The sequence below is a fragment of the Glaciecola sp. MF2-115 genome, assembly GCF_047250385.1.
Lineage (GTDB): Bacteria > Pseudomonadota > Gammaproteobacteria > Enterobacterales > Alteromonadaceae > Glaciecola.
In genome coordinates this window covers 217,281-230,349 of record NZ_JBLBVM010000053.1, presented here as the reverse complement: position 1 = coordinate 230,349, position 13,069 = coordinate 217,281, and the positions used below count along the sequence as shown (strand labels likewise).

Annotated in this window: 10 protein-coding genes; all 10 read right to left on the bottom strand. The window is 42.3% G+C overall.

Translation table 11 applies throughout. The annotated features are described in order from the left end of the window. Positions 1-371 precede the first annotated feature (371 nt). The 10 genes from ACKLNX_RS11950 to ribF all read right to left on the bottom strand — a co-directional run bounded on the left by ACKLNX_RS11950 (position 372) and on the right by ribF (position 12,953). Complete coding sequence (locus ACKLNX_RS11950) at positions 372-842, bottom strand: type IV pilin protein (RefSeq protein WP_411694897.1); 471 nt, start codon at positions 840-842, stop codon at positions 372-374. Further along, on the bottom strand, positions 843-4,961 hold the full coding sequence (locus tag ACKLNX_RS11945) for a PilC/PilY family type IV pilus protein (protein ID WP_412972517.1): 4,119 nt from the start codon (positions 4,959-4,961) through the stop codon (positions 843-845). It abuts the gene before it with no gap. Between the two features lie 10 nt (positions 4,962-4,971). Further along, complete coding sequence (locus tag ACKLNX_RS11940; protein ID WP_412972516.1) at positions 4,972-5,535, bottom strand: PilX N-terminal domain-containing pilus assembly protein; 564 nt, start codon at positions 5,533-5,535, stop codon at positions 4,972-4,974. Next, entirely contained in the window at positions 5,532-6,413 is an 882-nt protein-coding gene (locus ACKLNX_RS11935) for a PilW family protein (protein WP_412972515.1), read from the bottom strand. The genes ACKLNX_RS11940 and ACKLNX_RS11935 overlap by 4 nt, the downstream gene beginning before the upstream one ends. Further along, entirely contained in the window at positions 6,410-7,060 is a 651-nt protein-coding gene (locus ACKLNX_RS11930; protein WP_412972514.1) for a type IV pilus modification PilV family protein, read from the bottom strand. The genes ACKLNX_RS11935 and ACKLNX_RS11930 overlap by 4 nt, the downstream gene beginning before the upstream one ends. Positions 7,061-7,245: 185 nt before the next feature. Beyond that, positions 7,246-8,187, bottom strand: a complete 942-nt coding sequence (gene ispH / locus ACKLNX_RS11925) for a 4-hydroxy-3-methylbut-2-enyl diphosphate reductase (protein WP_411694902.1) — start codon at positions 8,185-8,187, stop codon at positions 7,246-7,248. Position 8,188: 1 nt separating this feature from the next. Then, the gene (gene fkpB / locus ACKLNX_RS11920) at positions 8,189-8,653 is read right to left on the bottom strand and encodes an FKBP-type peptidyl-prolyl cis-trans isomerase (protein WP_412972513.1); all 465 of its coding nucleotides are present in this window, start codon (positions 8,651-8,653) and stop codon (positions 8,189-8,191) included. After that, positions 8,637-9,137 (bottom strand): signal peptidase II, encoded by a 501-nt coding sequence (gene lspA, locus ACKLNX_RS11915; RefSeq protein ID WP_411694904.1) that lies wholly within the window; start codon positions 9,135-9,137, stop codon positions 8,637-8,639. Before lspA ends, fkpB begins: the two co-directional genes overlap by 17 nt. Further along, on the bottom strand, positions 9,130-11,964 hold the full coding sequence (gene ileS, locus ACKLNX_RS11910) for an isoleucine--tRNA ligase (RefSeq protein ID WP_412972512.1): 2,835 nt from the start codon (positions 11,962-11,964) through the stop codon (positions 9,130-9,132). The genes lspA and ileS overlap by 8 nt, the downstream gene beginning before the upstream one ends. Positions 11,965-12,029: 65 nt before the next feature. After that, the gene (gene ribF, locus ACKLNX_RS11905; protein ID WP_412972511.1) at positions 12,030-12,953 is read right to left on the bottom strand and encodes a bifunctional riboflavin kinase/FAD synthetase; all 924 of its coding nucleotides are present in this window, start codon (positions 12,951-12,953) and stop codon (positions 12,030-12,032) included. Between the last annotated feature and the right edge of the window lie 116 nt (positions 12,954-13,069).

The window sequence follows — 13,069 nt, the reverse complement described above, 5'->3', positions numbered from 1 at the left end:
TCTCGCCAAAAACATACTCATTCACTTCACCTTTAGGAGAGTGATTGCATTATTCAGTCAAGGGGTGCGAAATCTTAACAAAGACTATAAAAAACGAATATATAGCATGGCCTCGTAAAAAATGGGGATCCCTCAGTGCCTGCGCAGGAATGACGTGTAGGGGTAGAGAATTCAGTTGTCTTCCCTACCCGCTCGTTTTGGTAAAAGTGACGATTAAAGAGTAAAGCCTTATTGTTTTAGGGGTTTAAATGTTTAGATGTGACACTGACTAAATTGTAAAGTCAGTGACACATAACATTTTTAGTTGATAATTTAGGATTGCTTGTCGCTTTATTAATAGCTAAACCGAATGAAGCGACAAATCCAATAGACTAGCAAGTCCAGCAATACTCAGTGTTTTCAATGGAACCATTATTGTCTGCATCCCATGCTTTACGGCCATCACTAAAAATAAACAAAGCACCATCACTCGCCAACGTGCTTCCGCTGACAGGTGTCGCTTTCAATCGAAAGGTGAGTCCATTTCCCGAAACATCATCAATGGTGAGGTCATATTTCTTGTTAGCAATCGGCTCAGAGCTAGGGGAGTGAGTCGCAAATATATTTGGCTTGCCAGTATTTGCGCCACTCAAACCTGCACCTTTATAACTATAGCTAGAGGCATTATGCCGCTCCATAGCAGCTGCAAAAGCCATGAGATCGGCCTGAGCAGTGCTCCTAGCGGCCCCATTTATCATATTCTGATAACTAGGAAAGGCAATTGCCGTTATTATCCCTATGATAGCTACTACTATCATAAGCTCAATTAGCGTAAAGCCTTTGTGCTTCTTATTCAATTTCATTTACTGGCGCTCCACTTCTGTTTTCCAGGTGTTTTTCTGAACTCGTTCAAACCTACCGTATATATTTCTAGCTAAACACTCGAAATCTGTACCGCAAGCAACAACTTCACCGTTCTCATCAGTTTCAATCACAGCAGAAACACACTCAGCTCCTAAACAAACAACTGGTTTCACGATATTTTCTATGAGTATCTTTGTATCGGGTGCTATACCAGTTTGCTTGAGCTGTGCGTATCGGTCCGATGCATCTTGCTCATCATTGTCGTCAAGATCTTCGACGGCATTCCCGTTAAGTAGGTTAACCAAATATGCTCTACTATTACCCGTTGGTGGAGCGCAAGAGCTCTCACTCGAACTAGCCGGCAGATAAGTTGTAAAGAAAATCTGATGATCTAAGATAAGCGGCGAAGCAAGTACCTTTTCACCTTTTTGAGTTAAATTAATTAACCAGCCATCTTTCGATGCAAACAAGCTTCTTTCGAGCGCTTGTTCATCTGTATCAGTGCTAGTTAATAGGTGATCTGTAGCGTCATACAAATCATCATACGTGAAAGGGCTTGATGGTAAAGTGTAATAACCAAACTCATCACGTTCAAAAATCCCTTTGTCTTTTATCATGAAGAAACTATCTTCAATAGTCGTGTTTAATGGCCCAGCTCTAAAGCCAGACCCAATTGCTACAGCAAAGTAATGTTCGTCTGAAGTTGAAATCTCAGCCACATCAGGTGCATAGTAGAATCGACGATTGTCTTCAGGGTCACCTGCACCAATGGCTTCAAGTAAATTGCCTGAATCCCCACCAAACTGAGCCAACAAACCGCCTCTAACAAGATTAGATTTACTTTTTCCATTATAAATATCTAAACGGAAAATTTGCCCGCCCATATCAGCTGCGTACATGTGGTCAGCCAAACCATCATTATCACGATCAATAACTGAAATTCTGGCTGGGATACTAAAGTCCATGCCTGTGACATTTAAATCGCTATCAGTATTGCTTGCGGACCATAACAAGTCACCTGTCTTCGCATCAATAAAGTATATTACATTACCAACTGTATCTTCGCTTCGAGTCGTTTTTGCATCTTGATCCTCGTCATATCCGCCACCCACAATCATGACATCCTTAACCGTTCCACCAATATTGACTTTAGTAAGAGTTGGTCGAGACCATGTTTGCCCCATTTTGGTATAGTCACCTTCCCCACCGTTTAGAGTAAACACAATCTTAGGATCTGTTTTACTAGTAACGTCAAGTACATAGTAATTATTACCACCACGGCGCATACCCACGTAAAGATATTTTTTGCCATCGTATTCACGATAAACCATGTCGCCATCAAGACCGTAAACGTGATTGAAAGAACTGCTATTTCTGTAGAATTCATTCAGGTTTTTCATCAACTCTTTTGGCATAATGGCAAAGTTTTCTTCGCCTGTTTGTGCGTCAATTGAATGCAAGAACCCGTGATTGGTAGCAACAAAAACAACACTCTCTGTGGCACTGTAGTTCACAATAGCAGGTTGAGAATGTATTGGGTCACCCATTTGTAGACGTACATCAGTAACCGAGCCGTCACCATCATCATCTCTTACGTCAACGCCTCTCGCCCACTTTAGAACTAACTCTCTCGTCCCGGCAGGATCTGTATCTGGATTAAGCGCTAGATCAGCATCGGTTATTTCTGAATTATTCTCAGATACTTCATTCTTAGGAATAATGACAGAACCTTCGCCATCAAAGAAATAGACTTTTCTGACAAGATCAAGACGACTAGCTGCACCACCTTCGCGAACATCATTTCCATCCTGAACTGCTGACCAGAATGAATGGGAGTTTTCAGAGAAGAATCCTGAGCCACTATCTACTGCACTTACACCGTTTTTATCCAGTACTTTGTCACCGCTAATTTTATACTTTTTCAAATTACCAGGCCATTGAGTGCCTTCAGACGGTTTAAACAATGCGAAATAAAGTTCATCTCGGTGAGTCAATCGATTCAGTTGGTTTACCGCAACACCAGGAGAAACGAAGGTTGCATTCACGTCTTTTACGTTGCGCAAAATAGATTGGAAAGCTAAGACCAAATCCTCACTGTTATCAACTTGATAGAAACCACCACCACTTTGCAGCGCAAGTTGGTTCAAAAAGTTATTCGCAGCGGTATTCGCGGCAAAACCGATTGTATGGGTAACTACTCGAGCTTCAATAGCTGAGTCGCCGGCATCACTGATATTTTTCACTAAATCGACACCACACTTTTCTCCGCCACTACCCGAGCAGCTTTTTCCAAGTAAGGTTTGGATTTCACCAACGCTGTGGTTGTTATTTGCTTCACCATCAGATAGTAAAACAATGTGATTGTTTACTTGGCACTGTAAATCAGTTACTGGTGAAATATACTTAGCGCCTGAAGGGATATATTCGCCTCTACAATCATAGTCGCTCAGGTTATCTTCTGTACAACCCGATGGTCTTACTGGGTCATCACCGATGTAAGAAGCTCGATGACTGACTCTTGTACTGCGGCGAACACTGCTACTAACACTGCTCTCTCCACGTTTGCGGCCGTAGTAAACATCTCCACCCGCAAAGTATTGAGACGCTTCGTATAATGTATCGACAATCGGAGTCAAGCCATTGGCTGTCAATTCATCTACTTTACTCATCAAATGCTGACGTACAGTTGCTGATGTTCCAGGGGTCGCATTTCCTTCAAACTCAACAATCAATCTTGGTGCGCCAGAAGGTTTACCATTCACCGTATAACCACCGCGCTTAGACCATGTAAAATCGGACATGATGAACATCATTTTATTGCCGGTTTTCCAACCGCTGCGATTAACTGTTGTTTGTACAATATTTTTAATTGACGGGCTTCTATAATCACGATCTTTGTACCAAGGCTCAATATTTGTCCAATTCACGCCCGCTGTTTTACTTTTGTTGCGCTGCATATAACGATAGTAAGGACTAAAGTCATTTGGGTGATCTTCATTTACACCACGAATAACCATTGACGCACCGCTGCTAGTACCGTTTTGATACGCGGTAAACTCTAGGTAAGCATCTAAGATGTTTGCATTTTTAGGCACATTCACACCAGAGAAACGCAATCCAATATAATTATTAGAGCCTTTGTAAAAAGTCAGCTCTGTCCCTGTGTTTTGATAACCGTTCGATTTTTCTTCAGCATTTTCAGCTTGCGAACCAATTTGATAGATGAGGCGCTCGCGCATACAGCCAGTTGCCGTGCTCTCATCGTAAGTGATTAATAACTGTGGCGTTCTGCCGTTACCATCCTCGAATGATGCCGCTTTGCGCGCACTGGATGAGACGGCACTTGTGCCCTCAATCAGTAGGCTTAAATTGTTGCCACCACACCAATCGCCACGATTTACGACTTCTTGTATTACAGAACTGATATCAGGAGAAAGTACACTATCATCGGACAAAGGAAAATTATTATCTGTATCCCAAACAACTTCCATCCCTGTTGACGAGCGACTTGATATATTTTTGTCATCATCGGTAAACGTTGGTGAAGTACCCACTGCCTCAGCTCGTATCGTTAAGGTAGCATCTGAGGTATTTAACGCTTTTGATGTAAATCTAACTCGTGCACTAGTAATTACTGCACCGCGTGGAATGCGAATATCCTGGTAGCGAAGACCTGTATGAACAACCTCTGTACCTTTTGTCAGTTCGTGTTCATTTGAGTCGATTTCAACTGCTTCATCGATCTCGTAAGCATCGTCTGAACCAGAGGTAATCGGAATGATAAGTTCGGGAGAAACAGGCGAATCAATGCCCCTCACTGGAAAAAGAATCGGGCCACCATAATCGGAGAAGCGCATTAAGCCTGCATTGATATTTGTTGCAGATCCTAATGCCGTCTTTAGTGCGTTTTGTACGCGCAGCATTCGAGTTTCACTGGTGCCATCTTTTGCTCCCATTGAACCAGAGGAATCCATGATAAATAACACATTAGGATTGTAAACGTTCTCACTCCCCCCTGTGCCTAAGTATATCTCTAGGTCATCACCTAGGGCGCTCATACTGATTAAAATCGTTAGCAAAAATGCGCTAACTGAACTTGAAATTCGTTTGATAGACATACTCAGTACCTCACTTCGATGCTGGTGCAAAAACAGCTGCACTCATTGTGTTTGCGACGGCGTAATTGCTGCCCGCAGTTTTACCACATCCTCGAACCATGAAAACATGACAACTGATATTGCTACCACCAATCACATTACTCGATCCTCTGCATGCCTCTTCTCTTACAAAAACACTTTTTGACCAACTTGTTGTCGTTGGGTTTGTTCTAAAGCTTCCTTGAGTTGTGTGCATTTTCTCTCGGGTTAAGCCGTCACTTGTTACAAAACGATCAATGTGTTCATTGTCGAAACAACTGAGCTGCTCGGTGGCTAAATCGAGCGCGTCCAATTGTCTAGCTTCAGATAAAGGGTCTGTCTTGAGCGGATTCGCTAGTAAAAGCTCATCTTCTGATTCATACACAACCCCTGCTAATGCAGCTTCTGCCGCATCAAATGCAAACGATTTTCTTTCTAGTGAGGCCGCCATCTTAGTTTGCAACATACCGCTTGAAACTGATGCGATGCCCAAAATAGTTAATGACATCAGCACCAACAGTGCGAACACCATGACTACTCCATGCTGATTTTTCATGCATTACTCCTTACGAAATTTTTCATATTTCTAAGTGTTATTGTTGTTTCGAAAAGTTTATATAGACCATTGTCACTAGGCTCATAAGTGTCTTCATTCAACAGTCTGAAGAATGGTTTTTTATCCACCGTAATATCGCTATCAGCTTTAACCACGAGTGCAATACGTAACGCGACAATTGTTTTACCATTGTCCAGTGCGTTTTGTATGTCGTCTGCAGCTATAAACCTCGTTGGAATGGCAGAGCCGAAAGTTGATGCTAAATCAGTAACGCCATAGGTAACTTGGAAATTAACAACATCGTCTAAAATAGTGATAGATTTGTGACTATTGTGACCTTCAGCGGCCTTTTCGCCACGCAAATACCTACCATCAAAGCCTCTGCATTTTAATTTGTTATCTGCCACGAAGTACTCATTTACCACATAAAACGTTTCTTCGTTTTCATAACCAAGGGCATAACCTCTGCAATCCATCTTACTTTGTAAGCTGACAACTAAGGTATCGTTTGAGCCAGATGCCCCCTGCTTTGAACCTAGATCTGTTCTCACAGCAAATTGGTTTGGCAGTATTACGGGGTGATTGCGTACAAAATTATTTTCTTTTACAACATCAACATCTAAGTTCAGCTTTGGATCCATTTGATCATATAGGCCGACCATCAACATCTCACTTCGTAAGCGATTGATGATGAAACGCCCACTCTCCTGAGTAGACGCTAACGCTCTGTTTAGTTTCTCAGTGACGGAGTTACTCACCATAATTTGAATAACGGCACCAGCTATAACCAAACCCAAAGCCATAGAAATCATAATTTCTATTAGCGTAAACCCATTCTGACGGGACTTATTTATATTTCTATTGATAAATGGACTCATAAGGCAACCTCTACCACAACACAATCATTGGAGTCTGCGCTCGTCTTGTTGCACGCCGCATTGAGTACCCTGTCATTACCCTGCCAATTTCGAACTGGCCAAGTAACTATGACTTCGTGAATTGACCCTGCTGTACACAAATCTGTATCACCTAAATCTTTGTCGGTGCACGTTAAGGAAATTTTCGCATTTGGATTATTACGAACCGCTGCACAAGACATTTGATAAGCGTCAAATTCAGCAAGTTCTGCTGAATCACAATCACCCGTTTGACAATTTGCAATAGCAGAAGGATGAGCCTTACAGTGACAATCATAGGGACTAGCGCCGGTTGTTGAACAGGTTAGGTTTGCAAAATTATACAAGTCTTCATCAAAGTAAGCGTTATCTACAACAAAACCATCTGTAACATCAGACGATAAAGCATTCGCGCTCAAGCGCTCGCTAAACTGTTGAGCGACAAATACGGCTTGGGTTCTATTGAGTGCATCGGCATTCGAAAATGAACCTACAAATTGCAGCGACGCGACGCCCAAGAGCCCAATAGACAAGATAAAAAGGGTTACTAATACTTCAATCATGCCAAGACCTCTCTGAGAGAGCATTGGTTTTCTTATCGTGTTATTAGTAAGTTTATTCGGCTTCATAGTTATTCAAAAACAGCTTTTCCATGACATCAGCTTACATGAGATGCATGGGTAGTTGGTTATCGTGAATAAGTCTAACGTATTAAAAACGTATCGAAACTGATCTGATGGAGGTAAGTAGAAGGTGGATCGCGCCAAGCTTTGATTTCATTGAGCTCAGCGCAAATCACATTTGCTATTCATTGTTATAGTTGCTTGATCCGTAGCTCCTTTGGCACGGCGAATTCTATGTTCTCTTCTCGGCCTGGGCGTTCTGTTGAATTTACCGCACCCCAAGACATCAATTTATCTACTACACCTTGCACTAACACTTCGGGTGCAGAGGCACCTGCCGTGACGCCTATTGAGTTTACATTTAGCAGCCATTCTTTTTGAATACAGTCAGCATCAGCTATCAAATAAGCTTTGGCACCTATTTTTTCAGCTAATTCTCGCAATCTGTTTGAATTGGAACTGTTTTGCGCCCCTACTACGAACAGAATGTCACAATCACTCGCTAGCTCTCGCACCGCATCTTGTCTATTCTGCGTTGCGTAGCAAATATCATCCTTGCGAGGACCATCAATCTTGGGAAACTTTTTACGTAGGGCATCGATAACGTCAGCAGTATCATCAACAGAAAGTGTCGTTTGGCTTGAATAATATAGCTCGTCAGGGTTGTTCACTTCGAGTTTATCGACATCTGTTATCGATTCAACTAAGTAAATACCGCCATTAGCGTTGTCGTACTGGCCCATGGTCCCTTCAACTTCAGGGTGCCCTTGGTGGCCAATTAAAACACACTCAATGCCTTTCTTGCTTGCTCGCATCACTTCCATATGAACTTTCGTTACCAATGGGCAAGTTGCGTCGAATACCTTCAGGCCACGCTCATCAGCTTCAGTTCTAACAGCTTGCGATACTCCATGGGCCGAAAAAATCACAATTGTGTCATCAGGGACTTCGCTTAATTCATCGACAAAAACCGCACCTCGATTCTTCAGTCCATCCACAACAAATTTATTGTGAACGACTTCATGCCTTACATAAATTGGCGGACCAAACATCTCTAAAGCGCGTTCAACAATAGTGATTGCTCTGTCCACACCAGCACAAAACCCTCTGGGGTTTGCCAAATGAATTTGCATCTTAACTTGCTCCCGTGTCTCTAACTTCAATAATTTCCACATCAAAGCTGACATTTTGCCCAGCAAGTGGATGATTAAAGTCGACCGTAACAGAATGGCCTTCTGCACTGCGGATAACACCGGGCAGTTCCGAACCATCAGGTTGTGCAAAAGCGATAATCATACCCACTTCAACTGGTGTGTCGGCCGCGAATTTAGTGCGATCGACATGATATATATTATCGGGGTTGGGCATGCCAAAAGCATCATCTGCATTTAACTTAAAGGACTTTTTATCACCCGCAGTTAAACCACGCAAACAGTCTTCAAAATTCTTGGTAAGGCTGCCGTCACCCATCACCATTTTTGCAGGTTTATTATTTACTCTGGTGCTATCAGCCGCAGAACCATCTTCCAATTTCAGATCAAAATGTAAGATAACTTCACTGTTATCACCAATTAGCATTGCATTATTTGTCAACTTCATTTGCCTCTTTGTTAATAAACATATCAATGATCAGTAAGACCGCGCCAATGAAAATGGCAGAGTCAGCAATATTAAATGCCGGCCAATGCGAAGTACCATAGTATACATCAAGAAAATCAATGACGTAGCCATGAGCAATGCGATCATAAACATTGCCTAATGCACCGCCTAGAATGAAAGAGAAAGCCACAGGGAGCAAAATCTGCTGCCGGGTCGTGCTTTTCAGCCACCAAACAATCATGCCACTGACACCAATAGCGATAGCCGCTAAAAAGTATCTCTGCCAGCCACCAGCATCATAAAGTATGCTGAATGCAGCCCCGTAATTATGCACATAGGTAAAATTAAAAAAGGGCATAATTTCAATGGATTCATATAAGCTCATGGAATTAACAACTGCTTGTTTACTCCACTGATCTAATATAACCGCAATGATTGAAATCCATGTAAATCGCAAGCCTGTGTTTTTAAAAAGATTAAGCATACTGGCGAACTTCTCCGTCACCTTCTACATTGTCAATACATCTGTTACAGAGTTCTGGATGTTTAGGATCTTGTCCAACCTCTGATTTATGGTGCCAACAACGTGCACATTTCTCACCATCTGCCACTAAGACATCTACAAAAACGTCAGATTCATTCAAAGATATAGCCGTTTCCGTCTTTTCGCTCAGGCTTTTCACTTCCGCTTCTGAAGTAATGAGAACAAAACGTAATTCATCTTGTAATTTAGCGAGAAGACTCGCCTTCTCTTCATTTACATAAACAATGACCTTTGCTTCCAAGGAACCGCCGATGGTCTTTTCATTACGTGCTTTTTCTAAGGCACTATTCACTTCAGTTTTAATTGTGAGTACCGATTGCCAGAACTCATTATCAAGCATATTTCCAGCACTTGTTTCCAAAGCAGGTAAACCTGAATACCAAGAACCTGTAAAAACAAACTCTTCTCGTTCGCCCGGCATAGCTTCCCAAACTTCTTGAGCTGTGAAGCTCATCACTGGCGCCATCCAACGAACGAGTGCCTCAGCAATATGATACAAAGCTGTTTGACATGAACGTCGTGCCAAGCCGTCTGTTTTCGCTGTGTATTGTCTGTCTTTAATAATATCGAGGTAAAAACTACCCATTTCAATTGAACAGAATTGCATTAGAGTTTGGCAAACCACTAAAGTGTCATACTGTTCGTAGCTTTCAAGAATTTGTTTTTGTACTGCTGATGCACGAGTTACCGCCCACTTATCAAGAGCAACCATTTCTTCGAAGGGCACGATATCTGTTTTTGGATCAAAACCACTTAAGTTAGCAAGTAAGAAGCGGCAAGTATTACGAATTCGACGATAAGCATCCGCTGAGCGTTTCAAGATCTCGTCAGATACTGTCATTTCGCCACGATAATCGGTAGAGCCGGCCCATAAACGCAAGATATCAGCACCTAGTTTATTGGTGACTTCTTGTGGGGCAACAACATTACCGAGGGACTTAGACATTTTCTTACCCTTGGCATCAACAGTGAAACCGTGAGTGAGTACTTCTTTGTATGGCGCATGACCATGCATTGCAGTCGATGACATCAATGAGGACATGAACCAACCACGATGTTGATCAGAGCCTTCAAGATATAGATCTGCACTTGCAGGAATATCATCACGCTTATCAACAACAAAGTAATGTGTCACGCCAGAATCAAACCAAACATCGAGCGTGTCAGTTACTTTTTGATACTTTTCAGCATCTTCACCAATGAGGGTTTCGGCGTCCATATCCCACCATGCCTGAATCCCTTTTTGCTCAACGCTAGTAGCTACAGTTTCAATAATTTGCGCAGTATTTGGATGAAGTTCACCACTTTCTTCGTGCACAAATAAAGCGATAGGAACGCCCCAAGTACGTTGACGAGAGATACACCAATCTGGGCGCCCTTCAACCATACTTTTTATGCGTTCTTCACCCCAAGCTGGGATCCACTTCGTTTTACTAATTTGCTCTATAGATTGTTGACGTAATCCATTTTTATCCATGCTAATAAACCACTGCGGCGTGGCTCTGAAGATAATTGGTGACTTATGACGCCAGCAATGCGGATAACTATGTTCGTATTTTACTTGCAGCGCTAAAGCCCCTCTTTCGGCCAGAGCATCAGCAATGGGTTGGTTAGCTTTAAATACATGCATACCCGCGAACAATGGCGTGTTCTCAAGGAAGACACCATTTCCACCAACTGGGTTGTATACTTCAATTCCGTAGTTCTTACCTACGTTAAAATCGTCAACACCATGAGCTGGCGCGGTATGAACACAGCCTGTACCAGATTCTGTTGTAACGTGTTCACCTAGGATTAGAGGCACTTGTATAGGATTCAATGGATGATTTACAAGTAACTTTTCCAGTGCTTCACCTTTACAGCTAGCCACTACTTTAAAGTCTTCGATACTGTAACGTTGCATACAGGCTTCAACTAAATCAGCTGCTAAGACGTAGTTTTCAACACCACTTTCTAAGCTTACTTGAACTAATTCATAGCTTAATTCAGGGTGCAAGCTAATGGCTCTATTCGCTGGAATCGTCCACGGTGTTGTCGTCCATATAACGACCGAAGACTTTGTTTGTTCGAGTAGTTCAGCTGCGATACCAAAAGCATTTGCAAACGCCGCGTGGTCGCTAATTTCAAATTTCACATCAATCGCTGGAGAAACCTTATCTTGGTATTCAACTTCAGCTTCCGCGAGAGCGGAGCCACAATCAGTGCACCAATGAACAGGCTTAAACCCTTTTTCTAAATGACCTGATTCAACAATTTTGCCTAAGGCTCTAATGATGTTCGCTTCGGAACTGAAATCCATGGTTTTGTAAGGATTTTGCCAGTCACCTAGCACACCTAAACGGATAAAGTCTTTGCGTTGACCATCAATTTGACGCTCGGCATAAGCTCGGCATTTCTCACGAAACTCGGCAACTGTCACTTTTTTACCTGGCTTACCCACCTTCTTCTCTACCATTAATTCGATAGGTAGACCGTGGCAATCCCAACCGGGTACGTAAGGTGAGTCAAAATCAGACAAGGTTTTTGACTTCACAATGATATCTTTCAATATTTTGTTAACTGCGTGACCAATGTGAATGTCACCGTTCGCGTATGGAGGACCATCATGTAATATAAAGGTTTTTTTACCAGCTTTGGCGCTTCGAATTTGCTCGTACAGTTTCTTCTCGGTCCACTGTTTTAGCATTTGCGGCTCGCGATTCGCCAAATTACCACGCATTGGAAAGGCCGTTTCAGGCAAATTTAGCGTCGGTTTATAATCAGTCATATCTGGTTTTCCACTTCTATAATTATATGTTTATTTATTTAAAACTGGCCTTACAAAAACGGCCTTTAAATATTGAATATGTCTCGTGCCGCCTTTGCGTCACGTTGAATTTGTTGGCGCAATGCCTCAAAGTTTTCAAACTTGATTTCATCCCTGAGCTTCTGCTTGATCGCCACTTCGATATAAGCTCCGTAGAGATCTTTTTTCACATCAAACAAATGCACTTCAAGTTGCGACCTTGTGCCGCTAACTGTTGGTCTATTGCCAATATTAGCAACACCCTTAAAATATTCTGAAGCTATTTTGACTTCAACTGCAAATACACCGCTTACTGGAGACTTGCATCTTTTTAGCAATACATTTGCTGTTGGAAAGCCTATTGTCCGACCTTTCTTGTCACCGTGGTTAACACGACCAGCGATAGTAAAGTCTCGCCCTAACATCTCATTAACCAAGGACAGATTGCTGTTTGACAAAGCTTCTCTAATTTCCGTTGAACTAATTCGACAATTGGCCAATTTAAAGCTTTGTGTGCTTACCACGTCGAAGCCGGCTTTTGCACCAGCAGCTACCAACAATTCAAAGTTGCCTTTCCGTTGATGACCAAATCGAAAATCATCACCAACCACTAAAAACTTCACCCCTAACTGTTGTACCAATAGTTTTTGTATAAAACTTTCGGGGCTCATTGCAGCAAAAGCTTGGTTGAAGCGAACGCATACCAGTCGTTCAATGCCTAAGGCTTTAAACTGAACATACTTATCACGAAAGCGCGACAATCTAGCCGGCGCACGTTCAGGAGCAAACACTTCTTCAGGCTGAGGCTCAAAAATCATGACCGTTGAGGGCAATCCGAGTTCCTTCGCTTTTTCAACTAAATTACGCAGAACGGCTTGATGTCCTAAATGCACTCCATCGAATTTGCCGATAGTGAGCACGCAACCGCGGTGATGTTCTCGTAAATTATGTAAGCCTCGGATTAACTGCAAAGCAACTTGCCTTTTGATATCTGAATTGTGCAATGTTCGTAGCTTTGCTCTTGAGCTTGAGCCACACACAAAAATTAAACGGATCTTTACGTTTTAAAACCAAAAGATTATAAACG